Source organism: Pseudomonas sp. FW305-70 (genome assembly GCF_058783925.1).
In genome coordinates, this window is record NZ_JBYSYZ010000026.1 from 67884 (window position 1) to 83124 (window position 15241).

General features: G+C 53.6%; 13 protein-coding genes and 2 pseudogenes. 12 read left to right on the forward strand and 3 right to left on the reverse strand.

What is annotated here, in order from left to right; all coding sequences use genetic code 11:
• Position 1: 1 nt before the first annotated feature.
• The 4 genes from AC3WN7_RS19080 (at position 2) to AC3WN7_RS19095 (ending at position 3366) form a co-directional block, all read left to right on the forward strand.
• Positions 2 to 784 (forward strand): transporter substrate-binding domain-containing protein, encoded by a 783-nt coding sequence (locus AC3WN7_RS19080; RefSeq protein ID WP_102675221.1) that lies wholly within the window; start codon positions 2 to 4, stop codon positions 782 to 784.
• A gap of 147 nt (positions 785 to 931) precedes the next feature.
• Positions 932 to 1645: an ABC transporter permease gene (locus AC3WN7_RS19085; RefSeq protein WP_007981895.1), complete on the forward strand. Its 714-nt coding sequence runs from the start codon at positions 932 to 934 to the stop codon at positions 1643 to 1645.
• A gap of 18 nt (positions 1646 to 1663) precedes the next feature.
• A complete protein-coding gene (locus tag AC3WN7_RS19090) occupies positions 1664 to 2362 on the forward strand; it encodes an ABC transporter permease subunit (protein ID WP_102675222.1) in 699 nt (232 codons plus the stop codon).
• Positions 2362 to 3366 (forward strand): DMT family transporter, encoded by a 1005-nt coding sequence (locus tag AC3WN7_RS19095; protein ID WP_102675223.1) that lies wholly within the window; start codon positions 2362 to 2364, stop codon positions 3364 to 3366. Before AC3WN7_RS19090 ends, AC3WN7_RS19095 begins: the two co-directional genes overlap by 1 nt.
• Here the strand turns inward: AC3WN7_RS19095 and AC3WN7_RS19100 are convergent.
• A pseudogene (locus tag AC3WN7_RS19100) lies at positions 3322 to 3807 on the reverse strand (TetR family transcriptional regulator C-terminal domain-containing protein); the annotation flags it as partial. The gene AC3WN7_RS19095 and the pseudogene AC3WN7_RS19100 sit on opposite strands and share 45 nt — an antisense overlap.
• A gap of 171 nt (positions 3808 to 3978) precedes the next feature.
• Between AC3WN7_RS19100 and AC3WN7_RS19105 the strand changes: the two are divergent.
• On the forward strand, positions 3979 to 4995 hold the full coding sequence (locus tag AC3WN7_RS19105; RefSeq protein WP_102675225.1) for a M14 family metallopeptidase: 1017 nt from the start codon (positions 3979 to 3981) through the stop codon (positions 4993 to 4995).
• A gap of 140 nt (positions 4996 to 5135) precedes the next feature.
• Here AC3WN7_RS19105 and AC3WN7_RS19110 read toward each other — a convergent pair whose 3' ends face one another.
• Entirely contained in the window at positions 5136 to 5489 is a 354-nt protein-coding gene (locus tag AC3WN7_RS19110; protein ID WP_102675226.1) for a DUF6124 family protein, read from the reverse strand.
• Positions 5490 to 6111: 622 nt separating this feature from the next.
• On the opposite strand from AC3WN7_RS19110, the gene AC3WN7_RS19115 reads away from it, so the two are divergent.
• The 7 genes from AC3WN7_RS19115 (at position 6112) to AC3WN7_RS19145 (ending at position 14445) form a co-directional block, all read left to right on the forward strand.
• Positions 6112 to 6573, forward strand: coding sequence for an HvfA family oxazolone/thioamide-modified RiPP metallophore (locus AC3WN7_RS19115; RefSeq protein WP_102675227.1), 462 nt, complete (start codon positions 6112 to 6114; stop codon positions 6571 to 6573).
• A gap of 443 nt (positions 6574 to 7016) precedes the next feature.
• Positions 7017 to 7967 (forward strand): hypothetical protein, encoded by a 951-nt coding sequence (locus tag AC3WN7_RS19120; protein WP_102675228.1) that lies wholly within the window; start codon positions 7017 to 7019, stop codon positions 7965 to 7967.
• Between the two features lie 110 nt (positions 7968 to 8077).
• Positions 8078 to 8788: a DUF5677 domain-containing protein gene (locus tag AC3WN7_RS19125; RefSeq protein WP_102675229.1), complete on the forward strand. Its 711-nt coding sequence runs from the start codon at positions 8078 to 8080 to the stop codon at positions 8786 to 8788.
• 1023 nt (positions 8789 to 9811) lie between these two features.
• Complete coding sequence (locus tag AC3WN7_RS19130; protein WP_102675230.1) at positions 9812 to 11221, forward strand: DUF2130 domain-containing protein; 1410 nt, start codon at positions 9812 to 9814, stop codon at positions 11219 to 11221.
• 49 nt (positions 11222 to 11270) lie between these two features.
• Positions 11271 to 12455 (forward strand): SIR2 family protein, encoded by a 1185-nt coding sequence (locus tag AC3WN7_RS19135; RefSeq protein ID WP_102675231.1) that lies wholly within the window; start codon positions 11271 to 11273, stop codon positions 12453 to 12455.
• Positions 12452 to 14224: an ATP-binding protein gene (locus tag AC3WN7_RS19140; RefSeq protein ID WP_102675232.1), complete on the forward strand. Its 1773-nt coding sequence runs from the start codon at positions 12452 to 12454 to the stop codon at positions 14222 to 14224. Before AC3WN7_RS19135 ends, AC3WN7_RS19140 begins: the two co-directional genes overlap by 4 nt.
• 8 nt (positions 14225 to 14232) lie before the next feature.
• Entirely contained in the window at positions 14233 to 14445 is a 213-nt protein-coding gene (locus AC3WN7_RS19145; RefSeq protein ID WP_102675233.1) for a KTSC domain-containing protein, read from the forward strand.
• Between the two features lie 649 nt (positions 14446 to 15094).
• Here AC3WN7_RS19145 and AC3WN7_RS19150 read toward each other — a convergent pair.
• Positions 15095 to 15241, reverse strand: a pseudogene (locus AC3WN7_RS19150) (phosphonate ABC transporter, permease protein PhnE); the annotation flags it as partial.

The following is a 15241-nucleotide window of genomic DNA, read 5'->3' on the forward strand; positions in this document are numbered from 1 at the left end:
CATGGGAAATCGACGTTTTGCAAACTGGTTGACCGGTGCAGCCTGCGTACTGCTGGCCGGCATGAGCGCGGCTCAGGCACAGCCCATCCGTTTCGCGGTGGCCGCCGAACCCTATCCGCCGTACACCGAAAAGCAGGCCAACGGTGAGTGGAAGGGCTTTGAAGTCGACCTGATCCACAAGCTGTGCAGCGAAATGAAAGCCGATTGCGAGATCAAGGAAGTGGCGTGGGACGGCATCATTCCGTCGCTGCTGGCGAAGAAGATCGACGTGATCTTTTCTTCGATGTCGGTGACCGAAGAACGGGAAAAGCAGATCGCCTTCAGCAAGGCCTACTACGATTCGGCGATTGCCGTCGTCGGCCCGAAAGAGACGTCAGTGAAGAAGTACCCGGATGACCTCAAGGGCAAGATCATCGGCGTGCAGAACTCGACGGTGAGCGCCAACTACCTGAAGACCTACTACGAAAAAATCGCCGACGTTAAGTACTACGACACCCAGGACTCGGCCAACGCCGACCTGATTGCCGGCCGCATCGACCTGATGATGGCCGACGGCACCGCCATGGCTTCGTTCGTCAAGACCCCGGATGCCAAGGACCTGGCCTACCTCGGCACCGTGCCGTACGACCCGATCTTCGGCAAAGGCGTAGGCGCCGGCCTGCGCAAGGACGACACCGAGCTTAAAGCGAAACTCGACAAGGCCATCCAGGAATTGCTGGCGAGCAAGGACTATGACGAGCTGTCCCAGAGCTACTTCGGCACCAGCGTGAAGCCGTCGTTCTGACGACTGGCGAAACGCAAGTCCTGAGGAAAAGCAGATCCCTGTGGGAGCGAGCTTGCTCGCGATAGCGGTGGTTCAGTCAGCATTGATATTGACTGGCATGGCCTCATCGCGAGCAAGCTCGCTCCCACAGGATCAGGGGAGACTGAAATGCCGGCAATGTTCGATCTGATCAATTTCACCGAACAGGGATGGGGCAGTGCGCTGTTGAAGGGGCTCTGGATGACCCTGCAGATTTCCGCCGGGGCCTTTGTGCTCGGGCTGGCCATCGGGCTGGTGGTGGCGTGCCTCAAGCTCGGCGCGCCAAAGCCGATTGCAGCGCTGATGCGCGGCTACACCACCTTGTTCCGCGCGGTGCCGGAGTTGCTGCTGATTCTGTTGCTGTACTACGTCGGCTCCATGCTCCTCAACTCGCTGATGACCCGACTCGGCTACGGCGTGGTGAACGTCAGCGGCCCGCTGGCGGCCATCGTCGTGCTGGGGCTGGTGCAGGGCGCCTACGCCTCGGAGATTTTCCGCGCGGCGATCCAGGCGATTCCCTTCGGCCAGATCGAAGCGGCCAAGGCGTTCGGCCTCAACGGTTTCGGTCTGTTCCGCCGGGTCACGCTGCCGATCATGGCGCCTTACGCCATGGCCGGGATGGCCAACCTGTGGATCAACCTGATCAAGGACAGCGCACTGATCAGCGTGGTCGGCACCAACGAGCTGCTGTACACCGCCAAGCAAGGCGCGGGTTCGACGCGCCACTACCTGTTGTTCTACCTCACGGCTGCCGCGCTGTACTACGCGGTGACCCTGGCGTCGAACTATCTTTCGGGACGGTTGGAGCGACGCATTCGTCGCTGGATGCCTCTTGTTGACTGAACCGGCAGAGAGAATGAAATGATTCCAGCGTGGATAGTTGAATACGGGGCGCTGTTGGGCCGGGGGCTGCAAACCACCCTCATCATTCTGTCGGTTTCCAGTGTGTTCGGTTACCTGCTGGCGGTGCTGGTGGCGCTGGCGCGGATCTCGAAAAACAAGGTGATCGCCAAGGTCAGCCTGTTCTACACCAGCGTCACGCGCGGCACGCCGTTGCTGATCCAGATCTACATCTACTACTACGGGCTGGGCAGCCTGTTTGCCCAGTTCCCGCTGATTCGTGGCAGCTTCCTCTGGCCTTACCTGCGCGATGGCTACTGGTACATCGTGTTCGCCCTGGTGGTGTCGATGGGGGCCTATGTCGGCGAAGTGATTCGCGGTGGCCTGCTGGCGGTGCCCAAGGGTGAGATGGAGGCCGCGTCGGCCTTTGGCATGACCGCGCGCCAGTCGTTGCTGCGGGTGCGTTTGCCCCGGGCCCTGCGCCTGCTGTTGCCGACCCTGGCGGGGGAGACCGTGATGCTGCTCAAGTCCACGGCACTGGCCTCGACCATCGCCGTGATCGACCTGCTCGGCGCCGCCAACGTGGTCCGCGCGCAAACCCTGCAAGTGTACGAACCCCTGTTGCTGGTGGCCGGTGTCTACGTCTGCCTGACCTTCCTGATCGAAGCGCTGTTTGCCTTCGCCGAGCGGCGCGGAACGCCCGTGCGCAGGTCGGCCTGATGAGCTCGTCGAAAGTCGACCGCTCGCTGCAGGGCATTGGCCTGTGCACCCTGGGCTACGCATTCCTGTCGTTGCAGGATGCAGTCATCAAGTGGCTGGTGGCTGATTTTTCGGTGGTCACCATTCTGTTCTGGCGCGCCGCCGTGGTGGTCGTGGCCGTGCTGCTGGCGGGGCGCTCGCGCGTTATCCAGCGCGCCTGGCATTCACCGAGCCGGCGCCTGCTGGTGGTGCGCGGCTTGCTGTCGATAGTGGCCTGGGTGCTGTACTACACGGCGGCCCGGGACCTGACCCTGGCCGAGATGACCACCCTGTATTTTTCCGCGCCGATCATGGTCACGGTGCTGGCGGCAGTGATTCTCAAGGAACGCGCCAGCGGCTGGCAGTGGTTCAGCCTGATCGTCGGATTCGTCGGGGTGGTCATTGCCTGTCGCCCCGACCACATGACCGAGCCGTTGCCGATCGTCCTGACCCTGCTGGCGGCGATGTGCTGGGCGTTCACTTACATCCAGCTGCGTCAGGTGGATGACCAGACCTCCGTGCTGGAACAGATGCTGATCACCAACGTGGTGTTCGTGATTTGCATGGCGGTGGCGCTGCCGTGGACCTACACACCCTCGCCAACACCGGCCTGGCTGGGCATGCTCGGCGCCGGGCTGGTGGGCGGCATCGGCCAGTTCCTGCTGTTCGCCAGTTTCCGCCGCGCCACCGCGACCTTGCTCGCGCCGTTCGAATACACCGGCTTGATCTGGGCGTTTGCCCTGTCGAGCCTGGTCTGGGGCACGCTGATGGACACCTCACTGATGATCGGCGCCGGGCTGATCGCCGTCAGCGGCACCCTGGCGATGATCTTCGGCCGGCACCCGTCACAGGACGTCGTCGGTGCTGAATGCTCCGTGACGCAGCCCCTTTATCCAGCAACGGCAGATATGCAGTCCGTTGGCGGCGCTGAAGGTCTCGGGGTTCAGGCACCACTCGAGCCAGAGACCGTCGAGCATCGCCGATAGGCCGATGGCGGCCAGGCGCGTGTCGTGAATCACGAAACCTTCGCTGGCCGCCAGGCCGTCGAGCAACTGGCGGATCAGATCGAGGTAGGCGCGGTAGCTTTTTTCGTGGGACTGGCTGACGTGTTCGGAGTGACGGATCAGGCTCCAGAACACCACCCACACCCCGAGCAGTTTCGGGTCCATGACCCTGGGCGAAAACGAGCCTTCCAGGAAGGCATCGATCTTCTGCGCAGGTGTCTCGGCCTGTTCGATTTCCTGGAGCAGGGCAGTGGTCAGCTCGCTCGCGAGCCGCTGGTAGGTGTCGGCGATCAATGCCTCGATGCTGCCGAAGTGATGGTTGAGCAAACCCACGGACACCCCGGCTTCGGTGGCGATGCGCCGCACGGAGATCCCGGCGTGACCGTCGCGGCCCAGGCAGCGCAGGGTGGCCGCCACCAGCATTTCGCGGCGGTCTTCGGGTTCGGCGCGACGGTTTTTCGGGGCATCGGTTGTCACAAGGCTGTCCCTGGATGAGCTTCCACGCTGTCGAGCTTAGTTGAACACCTGTTCAATCACCAGCCTCGACAGCCGCGATACAGCGTTTTTCAACGGTCATGACAGGAGGGAAAACCAATGCCGCAGGATATTTCGTTCAGTGTCAGCAACAACAACGGCGATGCCGTGCGGGTCGGTGCCTGGCGTTATGCCGGCGACGGCAGCGGGCCGAACGTGCACCTGCAGGCCGGGGTGCATGCCGATGAAATCGCCGGGATGCTGGTCCTGCATGTGCTGATGCAACGACTACAGATCGCCGAAGCCCAGGGCCGACTCAAGGGCCAGGTCACCGTGGTGCCACAGGCCAATCCACTGGGCATCGGACAGTTTCGCCAGGGCCGGATTCTCGGGCGTTACCACGACGCGACCGGGCACAACTTCAATCGCGCGTTCGACCAGTCGGCGGCCATGGCGCGACCTTCAACCTGCGTCCAGCAATGGCAAAAAAAACTGGTGCAACTGGCCGCCCCGGCCGACGTGATGCTCGACCTGCACACCGATGACGAGGCCCTGCCGTACCTCTACGTACACCGCAGTTTCTGGCCCCGCGGTCGCGAACTGGCGGCGGCGATGAAGATGGACGTGGCGATCATCTGGGATGACGGCGGCGACGGTTCCTTCGAAGAAACCATCATCGCCCCGTGGCTACGCGACGGCGTCACAGCAGGGCGCATGGCCGCGACCCTGGAGCTGCGCGGGCAGGGCGACGTCAACGACCGATTCGCCGAGTCGGATGCCGAAGGGCTGTACCACTGGCTGTGCGCTTTCGGCGTCATCGATGAGTCCGTGGCGCCTGCAGACTGGCCCGTCGAAGCCGTGGAAATGGGCCACATGGAAACCATCATCGCCCCGCAACCCGGCGTACTGATCTTCGAAAAAGAGCTGGGGGATTTCGTCGAAGAAGGGCAGCGCTTTGCCCGGATCCTCAGAACCCCGGGCGACCCGACTTCCGAAGTGGTCCTGCATGCCGAACAAGCAGGGCGCCTGGTCACGCGCTATCGCGACCGACTGATCGCCCAGGGCATGGGCGTAGCGAAATTCACCGGCAGCCGGGTGTCACGTCACTGGAGCGGCGGCTTGCTCGACCCGAACTAGCCAACATCAACCACACAACCCCTGTGGCGAGGGAGCTTGCTCCCGCTGGACTGCGCAGCAGGCCCCGCTTTTCAGGTGAAGAGCTGGGGGCCGCTACGCGGCCCAGCGGGAGCAAGCTCCCTCGCCACAGGCCGGCGTGTCTATTCACGCGGATCAATCTGATCCAACACCCGATTCGCCGTAATCTCCGCCAGCATCACACTATTGGAAATCCCCAACAGGGCATTGCGCGACCCACCCTCCAGATGATCCACCAACTGATGCACCATCACATCGACCGAGGCCAGCGTCTCGACCAGATACACCATCAGCGTTTCGGTATCGGCCTCGGGGTCGACAGTAAACAGAGTGCCAGGCGTGCGCGGTGTGGCCTTGATGTCGGCGGTGGAGGGGACGTGGAAGGCGGATTCGGCGGCTTCATTGAGCCTGTTTGAATCGGGTTCGCAGGGGGATGTCGGATCGGTGTCCGGCGGGTTGGGGGTGACCTTGAACATGGGAGTCTCCGCTTCATGGTTGAAGCTGCCACGTTCGTTTCCAGACGAAGAGGTGGCAGCTGTACGCAGGCTGGAAACCCGGGGAAACGGCAACCCGGTAGACCCGAAGGTCTCCCGCGCACAGCCGCCATAACGGAGTGCACACTTAAAAGCGTGCAAGCATAGGTTACGAAGGGCGCAGTGGCGCCATTTTCATTTCGGGGTTTCCAGACCCGGCCGCTGAACAGGCAGCAGCACGCGAACGATAGAACCCGGTCCCTAGACGCACAAGCCGGCGGATTCTGGCGTACCCGTAGGCAACGACGCAAGGTCTTGTAGCCCGCCGGAAATACCCTACAACCTTTTTAAACAAGCGCTCGTGGGCAATGTCGAGCGATCCCCACGCAAGCAAAAAACATCCCTGATCACTGAATACCGGCTTTCGTGTATCGCTGTGTATCAGCGCACGAAATCCGACTACAACCCTACAAAACCCACTCATCACGGATACAGCCCGGATACACCACTGGGGCCAAATAGACCTGCCAAAGCGAGAAGCACAACGCAACTCGCAACCAGGTTCATCAACCCTTGTGGTACGACCAAAAGTGGTCCCGCCACGTCATTGATCCGGAGTATCAACATGTCTCGTATCCAGTCGAACAAAACTCGTATTGGCCTGATCGCTGTAGCACTGGTCGGCGGTATCAACTTCGCATCCTCGGCGTTTTCCGCCGAAGCCCTGCCTCAGGGCTATCAACTGGCCTCCGCCGAGAAGACCAGCGAAGGCAAGTGTGGCGAAGGCAAGTGCGGTGCCGGCGAAGCCAGCGCCCAAAAGACCCAGGCCGAAGGCAAGTGCGGTGAAGGCAAGTGCGGCGATGCCTCCTTCGCCCGCACCGACGCCGACCATGACGGCCGCGTGTCGCTCAAGGAACTGCTGGCCGTAGCGCCCAAGGGCACAGAGGAATTCAAGGCAATGGACGCCAATGGCGACGGCTTCCTGTCCGAGGGTGAGGTGTACAAGTTCCGCACCAACCAGTACACCTCCAATGGCAAGAAAGTACCAACCGAGTTGTTCACCAAGTTGAGCCAGGCTAAAGACTGATCAGCTGCAAACAAAAAACCCTTCCTGTGTTGACGCGCAGGAAGGGTTTTTTTGCGTGGGTAGTAGTGGTTTGGTTGTCAGGTGCGGAATTGCACTGCACTTGGCCATCGATTGCATCGGGTTTAACCAGTGGGCATTGTAACCATGACCGGCAGAGAACGGCCAAGAGCGGTCTCTCGACAACCGCGCATCCAGCTCAAGAATGAGATGGCTTTTAACCGATCCCAAACTGCCCGTCGCAATTGGCAGAAAACGGTCAATAGCAGTCGACAAAACGATAGCAGGCACTTGCCCTAACTCACTGTAGCGGTCCTCTCGACAGAAAATACCGGTGTAGCCGCAATCCAGCGGGTGCCCAGCTGAATTGCTAATGAGGCTGATATTTTTTGACTCAATCGAGCCATCAAGGCAAAGTGCCATCCTTCAAGCGCTGGAAAATCAACATGGACCGCACAACCTATCTTCAACAGGACGACATCAGGGGGTTTGTCACTTGGTTGGTGACTAACCTACCTACGATGCCGATACACCTAAAGTTTTCTAAAAGCAAAAATTACGTCCCAGGTGGATTGGATAAGATCGTTACAGGGATTCAAGGCGCCCAGGCTTGCTATCAATGGGCAGGCGATTGGGAAACGGTGAGCGCAAAAATTAAAGGCTTTAGGGAAGCAATACGCCTTTCTGCACTAGCTAGCGATGAGGCCGCCACCTATAAGGTCTGCCGGGACATCCTAAAATGGGGAGGCGTCGACAACGCAAGTAGCATTAGTTTTCTTGATGCGCGCAAATCTAAGAAAGACCTAACCGCTTACCTGTTACGCGTCGAACCACTACTTGCACTCGACACGTCCAACCGGCTTTCCGATATTACGGAAGAGAAAGTCCTAGCCTACAACTCAGGGTTAACCAAAATTCATGCGCTGTTCGATACCACCGGTTCTCCTATCTATGACGGTCGTGTAGGTGCAGCAATCGCCGCCCTTTACCATCTATATCGGGAAACCCTGACAGAACCGACTCCGCCTATCGCAGACTACAGACGGTTTGCTATGGATGCTGGTCAGGGGTGTCAAATCCGGGACCCGCGTCTACTTGGGATCGGATTCGCAGGTACTCCAATCCTAAACCGCCAGAGACCTGCGGAGTGGGCTCGGCGACAGGTTCAGCTTGGCTGGATTATGCGAGACGTGCTTGATAAATCGCCGAACCTTTTTTCCCACGTTTCAGAAATGAATCAGCGATGCCATTGTTTTGAAGCAGGGCTATTCATGATGGGGTACGACTTGCGCGCACTCGTACCTGGAGGGTGGCAGATACCTGAGCCTCGCCAGTTGGTCGCAAAAAGAGAATCGATGAGAAAGTCTGCTGCGAAGCGTCGGGCTCGGCAAAAATAACGAATGCTTTCCTAGCAAAGGGCCGTCTTAGGACGACACGTGTTAAGCGGTCAAGGCTCGTCATTTGAAATGAAATCTATCCACTCCACAATCACTGGCTGAGTAAGAAAATGAACAACGAGAAATCTCTGAACGACTACGTAGTAAATGGATCTGAAAATGATCTAACCAACGCCATAAAAGAAATGCGAAAAAAATTCACTAATGCGGAAGCATGGATTACAAAAAACATACTGCGTACGAATGACAGTTTGGCCATGCATAACCTTTTAAAGTGCAGCACTCAATATCTAGACGTGTTAGCTACGTCTATAAATCAGCATATTTCAATACTAGCACTCGCAACGCGCAGCCTCTACGAACTTAATCTACAGGTGCGTCTAATTTGTAGTGACCCGAAAAACATCCAAACTTGGTACTCGGAAGTTATCACCGATAAAATACAGGTCATTGAAGGTGTTTTGGGCATACAAACGATTTCGGAGATGTCACCTCAGAGGGTCATCTTACGCAACGAGATACAAAGGCTGACTGACGTACGCAACAAGCATAACTTGCAAGCCATCAAATCGCCAGCGTCCGCGGGCGAGATAGCCAAGCAGCTAGGACTTTCAGAAACCCATAAAAATCTCTACAAACTATTCTCTAAAATTGTTCACCCAAGTTCATATCTCGTGAATGACTACAACAATGCCGCTTCGCCGCAGAATACAAGTATTTTACAAATTCACGCTCAACTGTACGCATGGGATACGCTCAACCGAATCGTCAGTCATTTTACAATTCCTGATAGCATTATCGATGACACAGTCACGTCATAACAAACCGCAATCACTCAGCCTCTATACGCGTCTGTATATTGAGCTATTTCTATTGTGATCAGTGAACGCCAAGACATGAGCCAGTCAACCCAATCCCCCCTTTACAAGCGCAATGTACGCTCGTTCTTCCTGGCGTTTTGCCTACTACACTTGGCCAATTCTTTACATGCCGCCGAGGATCTCATCACGATTCAGCACAGGACCGAACAGGGAGATACGGATGCCCAGTTCAGCTTCGGCGTCGTATAGCTACGCCTACGGCAAGGGCGTGGTGCAGGACGCCAAGCAGGCGGTAGCCTAGTACCGCATACCTTTGATCTGGGCTTGCTCATAATGTCGAGCGTCGCTTCTACGTCCATTCGCGAGGGATGCTGTTCGTCCATGTCGCCCTGGGAAACAGAACTACTTCCGTCCTGCGTGTCTCGGCACGCTGAACGACCGCAAAGGGTCGGTTGATGCCTGTTGCGAAGGGTAGCAATCGACCGATTCTGTTGAAAAAGTCGGTTCTTCCAGATCGCTCACATACTGATCGCTGAAAATGCGTTTTTTGCGCGCCGCTACGTGAAATCCGAGCCCGGAATCCTCTGCTCAAATTAAAGATTTCAATCTCAAGCGCGTACTTTTCTGCCGTGGAAACCATGGCCGACTTTTTCAACAGAATCGACCCAAAGCAGATATTGCCAGTCTCAATTACTTCATGCCGACAGTAGCTGTACGTAGAACCTCATTGGCTCGACTTGGATTGTTTATAGAACAATCTCACTAACGAACGGACTCGCTGCATTCCCCTATGAATACGGGGTACGGAGGTTACTTGTACCGGCGAAGCGGTGGACATGGTCCCGCGCGCCTTGATGGCACGCGGCCATGTGCTACAGTCGAGAGGAAGATGATGGGCTCAGGGGACTTGGCAACGGCCGTCTTTGGACTGCGAAGCGCAGACAAGCGAATCGAGCAAGCCCGAAGTTGGAAACCGGGCCGTAGGCGTCAGGAAAACTCAGGAAACTGCACGGAGGCGAAAGCATGCATGAGATTATCTGTCCGCATTGTGCAAAGGCATTCAAAATTGATGAAGCTGGATACGCAGATATTCTCAAACAGGTTCGAGATACCGATTTCGAGAAGCAGTTGCATGAACGACTTGAACTGGCTGAACAAGAAAAGCGAAACGCCGTTGAGCTAGCGATCGCCAAGGCCGCTAGCGAAATGCAGAAGTCAGTGACAATCAAGGATGCAGAAATTCAAGAACTGCGGTCCAGGATTGGTACTGAAGAGGTCGCGCGAAAACTCGCCGTCAATGAGGCGCTAAGTGCTGTAGAGAAAGAGCGTGACACGCTTGCTTACGAGCTTGAGCAGACACGCCGCGAACAAGAATCTGCTTCTAAATTGGCTAAAGCGACACTTCTAAATGAATTGCAGAAGACCGCAGCGACCAAAGACTCTGAAATTCAGGAGTTGAAATCCAAGCTCGAGTCTTTAGAGATCGGCAAAAAGCTTGCGATTACGGAGGCCATTAGCTCTGTAGAGAAAGAGCGAGATAAGCTGCAAAGTGGCCTCGAAAAAGCCGAACTAGAAAAACAGCTTGCAGAAAAGTCGCTCAAGGATAAATACGAAACTCAGATCAAAGATCGTGATGACGCTATCGAACGTCTCCGAGATATGAAGGCGCGCTTATCGACAAAGATGGTTGGTGAAACCCTCGAGCAGCACTGCGAAACAGAATTCAATCGTATTCGAGCCACAGCTTTTCCAAAGGCATACTTCGAGAAAGACAATGATGCACGAACCGGAAGTAAAGGGGATTATATATTTCGCGATTCGGACGAGGCAGGGACAGAGATCGTTTCCATCATGTTCGAAATGAAGAATGAGAATGACCGAACTGCAACTAAAAACAAGAATGAAGATTTCCTAAAGGAGCTTGATAAAGATCGTCTTGAGAAAGGGTGCGAGTATGCTGTGCTGGTTTCCCTTCTGGAACCTGAAAGTGAGCTATACAACACTGGGATCGTTGATGTTTTTCACCGCTTTCCAAAAATGTACATCGTCAGGCCTCAGTTCTTCATTCCAATCATAACGCTGCTGCGAAATGCAGCAATGAACTCCCTAAAATACAAAACTGAGCTTGCGCTTATGAAGGCGCAAAACATAGACATCACAAACTTCGAATCTGAGCTTGAAACGTTTAAATCGGCATTCGCAAAAAACTATGACTTGGCCTCAAAGCGATTTCAAACGGCGATTAGTGAAATCGATAAGTCAATCGAACATCTCCAAAAGACGAAGGAGGCATTACTAGGTACTGACCGAAACCTTCGTCTAGCGAACGACAAAGCGCAGGATGTTACGATAAAAAAACTTAACCGCGGCAACCCAACCATGGCTGCGAAATTTTCCGATCTCAAAAACGATGTCGCAAGCCCGGGAGAATAAAATTTCTTCAATCAACCCGGGACTGTCGAATAAATATAGTAGGTAAAAAATGGAAAATACCTCGCACAACCCAGACCAGCACATGTTTGGATTTCGCCAGCTTGCTACAAATGGAAGAAAGAGGATAGGACTACTGATCGGTGCAGGGGCGCCTGTAAGCATCAACGTAGGTGAGGCAGGAAGCTGGAAACCGTTGATACCAAATATCGCCGGTCTTGAGAAAATTGTATTAGACGAGCTGTCGGAAACTCAGCGGGGAGTCTACAGTCAAATAAAATCCTCATTTCCGGATTCAAACCTTGAGAAGGTACTGTCACGCGTCAGAATGCTTGCAGAGGTTATTGGTGATGGCAATCTTTTTGATTTTACGGAAAAAGACTTTTCCGATCTATCCGAAGCAATATGCAACTCGATTCGGGAAGTGGTTGCACAGGACTTACCATTGGGTGCGAATCCATACTCTGAACTTGTGTCGTGGATTAACGGCATTAATAGAAAGTATGCGGTTGAGATTTTTACAACAAATTATGATCTTTTAATTGAAAATGCCTTGGAACGGGCTCGAACACCTTATTTTGATGGATTCAGCGGGTCCAAGAGTGCTTTTTTTGACCCTTCAAGCATTTCAAAAAATGATCTTCCGCCGCGTTGGGTAAGGCTTTGGAAGCTTCATGGGTCCATTGGCTGGGAGTCAAATGCTAATGGAGAGGTTATACGCGTGCCGGATTCTAAAAACGCCAATTTGGTTTATCCATCGCACATCAAGTACGATCAAACACAAGCAGCCCCATTTTCTTCTCTGTTTGAACGTTTGAAGAACTTCATTCTTGAGCCTGACACATTAATTTTAAGCGCTGGATTTTCTTTTGCTGATGCCCATATTTCATCGCGGCTGCTTGAATGCCTAATGGCTAACCCCACCGCCGCATTATTTGCTTTTCAGTTTAATGGTCTGGCAGATGAAAAGGCCGCCAAGGAATTGGCGCTAAAGTGCCCGGGGATAAGTGTTTTTTGTAGCGATGGCGCTGTGATTAATGGAGTGGAAGCAAAGTGGAAAATCGGTACCCCTCCTACCAAGAACTGGCATGAAGTTCGAGCCGAATACTATAAAGATAATAAGTTCTTGCTTGGTGATTTTCTACGACTCGCTCGTTTTCTGGCAACTGCTGGTAGTGACATATCTCAAGATGCAGTTCCTCCTCTATCCCAGGAAGTGCAAGAGGAGATGGTATGACAACCATCCAGCCAACGTTTCTGGGCCTTGTAAGCGCCGTCTCAAGCTCTTCGGTAGCCGTTGACCTCGCTGCCTCAGTGGAGTCTGGAATTGTCGTTCTGGAAGGACGCAATTATCGAATTGGGCAAGTCGGAAGCTTCGTGAAAATTCCTTTAGGGTATAACCACCTCTACGGAGTTATTTCCGAATCTAGCGAAACTTCAACTGTCGACGCCGATTCCAAAATGTCTTCCGAGAGAAAATGGATCAAAGTGGAGCTAGTGGGAGAATCCATCGGCGGAAATTTTGATCGAGGCATAAGCGAGTACCCAAGCATCGGCGACCATGTTCATTTTGTCGTCGAGAGCGACCTGAAATTAATTTTCAGAAAGCACTTAAATAGTCACTTTCAAGTTGGCCGCTTATCTAGTTCGGAAGGAATTGAAATAAGCTTGGATCTGGATAAGCTTGTCGCTCGCCATTCTGCAATTTTGGGGTCTACCGGATCTGGGAAATCAACCAGCACGGCAAGTATTCTTCGGTCGATGGTGATCAGGCCTGATGGATCCCCCTTACCATCTGCAAGAGTTTTGCTGATAGACATTCACGGCGAATATGGCCCAGCACTTAGCGATGTTTCCAAGACCTTTTCAATCATGCCCTCAGGCGAAAATCAGTTGTACATACCGTTTTGGTGTATCTCGCCTGATAAGCTTATTGAATTTCTTTGCAATAATCCAAACGATTCTCAGCGATCACTTTTCATGGATAAAACCGTTGATGAAAAAAGACTTGGTGTCGTTGAGAATGATATACCAAATATAGATGTGGATAAAATAACAAGTAATACACCGCTTCCTTATAGATTAAAGAAAATATGGTATGACCTTTGTCATGAGGACGGTGTTAATTACAGTGATACTGCCATGACTACGCCAGCATATTCTCCTGGCGGAGAGGGGGCTTTTGATGATTTGATCGCCCCTAAATTTCTCCCTCCTGGGGCTGGCACATCACTACCGAAGAAGGGCGGAACTGGGGCAATGAAGAGGCAGCTTGATTTGATGAAGTCAAGGCTGCTTGATACGCAATACTCGTTCTTGCTGGAGCCAGGCGATTGGAGTCCAGACAGAGAGGGCAAGATCAATAAAGATTTAGATGGACTTCTTGAAGATTGGCTAGGGCATGATAAGCCAATTACGATATTTGATTTGTCCGGCATGCCCTCTGCACGGTTGACGCTTCTTCTGGGTGCAGTCCTCGATATTATCTTTGAGTCAGCCATTTGGGGGAGAAATGTCACTGAGGGGATGCGTGAACGCCCCCTTCTTGTCGTCCTTGAAGAAGCCCACCGTTATCTTGGGAAGTCAGAGAATGGACACTCAAAAGAAATGGTACAGCGGATTGCTAAAGAGGGCCGCAAGTTTGGGGTCGGCGCCATGATTGTTAGTCAGCGTCCATCCGAAATAGATGAAACTATTTTATCTCAGTGCGGAACAATTATATCGCTACGCATAAATAATTCGACGGATCGTGGGATAGTTAAAGCGGCTATGTCTGATGGCTTGGCCGGAATTGTTGACTCACTACCCATCCTTAGAACTGGGGAAGCAATTATAGTGGGGGAAGCAGCACAACTTCCTACCCGGTGCAGGTTTAATGTTTTGCCAGATGATAAATATCCCAATAGCGGAGATCCTAAAATTGGCGAAAAGTGGAACTCTGCGCGTAGTGACGAAGATTATTCCAAGCTCGTTAGGGCGTGGAGAAACCAAGATAGTACTCAATAGGAGAAATCATGGAACGTGTATCTGTTAGCTCTTCGAATATCGCCTCTGTTGGACATGACGAGTCATCGCAGATTCTCGAAGTTGAGTTCTTGAACGGATCAATGTACGAATATTACGACGTGCCTGAACATGTCTACCAGGAATTGATAACCGCATCTTCCGTGGGGAGTTATTTCGCGCAGCGGGTAAAAAATGTGTACGGCTTCTCCCGTGTTGGATAGGGCCGTTACATGATGCATGGTTTTTTGGCTTGAATTTTGTGGATTACGCTTTGTTCAGGGGAGGCTCGCGTCTCAATGCGAACCTCCTCGGTGAATCATGGCTCTCGATCACTGGTCTTTACGATTTAACTTAGCAAGAATGCGCACCAAACTTCTAGCCTAGCCAAAATAATCCACGTTCAGTAAACGATATTGTGGATTAACAACCTGGATGCACCTATGCCATTTCGGATAGGCGTCAACGTTGGCCGGCATGATCCGTCTCGTGCGGAGGGCCTGTTCCTCTTTATGTCGCTGGGCGCTGCACGTAGTTGGAGGCCCCAAGGTGATAATTTTTTGAGGCTGGTTCTGAGTGAAGTCTCACGGAATTTTTTACGTTATTGGCCGGTTGTGCAATGGTGACTCTGCTATAGCCTTTGGAAGGTGTTGGATCTGAATTGCCCAAAATTTCGTAGGCATATCGAGCGACCGATGTTAATGGGAACTAGTCCCCCAGCCGAAGGCCTGCTTCTGGCCGATTTCTGCCTGTGCTGACAGGCTGCTTTGAGTCGTTTTCTGCCAGTCATACCCATGAAGCGTGGTGGTCAACTCCATACAAATGGCTGCCCGCTCGAATGCAATCGGATGAGCAAATCCATGCCATCCCCCATCACGCCTTAACCCACCGCTGCCGACTCCAACTACTCAACCCATCAACAGCAAACACCAACACCAACATCGCCAAAATCACCGTACTAGCCTGAGCCTCCTGAAACAGACTAAGGCTCACATAAAGCATCTGCCCCAACCCCCCAGC

What these genes read in the sequence shown, in the direction of transcription:
- AC3WN7_RS19080 (WP_102675221.1), top strand. Translation starts at nt 2, where the DNA reads ATGGGAAATCGACGTTTTGCAAACTGGTTGACCGGTGCAGCCTGCGTA.
- AC3WN7_RS19085 (WP_007981895.1), top strand. Translation starts at nt 932, where the DNA reads ATGCCGGCAATGTTCGATCTGATCAATTTCACCGAACAGGGATGGGGC.
- AC3WN7_RS19090 (WP_102675222.1), top strand. Translation starts at nt 1,664, where the DNA reads ATGATTCCAGCGTGGATAGTTGAATACGGGGCGCTGTTGGGCCGGGGG.
- AC3WN7_RS19095 (WP_102675223.1), top strand. Translation starts at nt 2,362, where the DNA reads ATGAGCTCGTCGAAAGTCGACCGCTCGCTGCAGGGCATTGGCCTGTGC.
- AC3WN7_RS19105 (WP_102675225.1), top strand. Translation starts at nt 3,979, where the DNA reads ATGCCGCAGGATATTTCGTTCAGTGTCAGCAACAACAACGGCGATGCC.
- AC3WN7_RS19110 (WP_102675226.1), bottom strand. Translation starts at nt 5,489, where the DNA reads ATGTTCAAGGTCACCCCCAACCCGCCGGACACCGATCCGACATCCCCC.
- AC3WN7_RS19115 (WP_102675227.1), top strand. Translation starts at nt 6,112, where the DNA reads ATGTCTCGTATCCAGTCGAACAAAACTCGTATTGGCCTGATCGCTGTA.
- AC3WN7_RS19120 (WP_102675228.1), top strand. Translation starts at nt 7,017, where the DNA reads ATGGACCGCACAACCTATCTTCAACAGGACGACATCAGGGGGTTTGTC.
- AC3WN7_RS19125 (WP_102675229.1), top strand. Translation starts at nt 8,078, where the DNA reads ATGAACAACGAGAAATCTCTGAACGACTACGTAGTAAATGGATCTGAA.
- AC3WN7_RS19130 (WP_102675230.1), top strand. Translation starts at nt 9,812, where the DNA reads ATGCATGAGATTATCTGTCCGCATTGTGCAAAGGCATTCAAAATTGAT.
- AC3WN7_RS19135 (WP_102675231.1), top strand. Translation starts at nt 11,271, where the DNA reads ATGGAAAATACCTCGCACAACCCAGACCAGCACATGTTTGGATTTCGC.
- AC3WN7_RS19140 (WP_102675232.1), top strand. Translation starts at nt 12,452, where the DNA reads ATGACAACCATCCAGCCAACGTTTCTGGGCCTTGTAAGCGCCGTCTCA.
- AC3WN7_RS19145 (WP_102675233.1), top strand. Translation starts at nt 14,233, where the DNA reads ATGGAACGTGTATCTGTTAGCTCTTCGAATATCGCCTCTGTTGGACAT.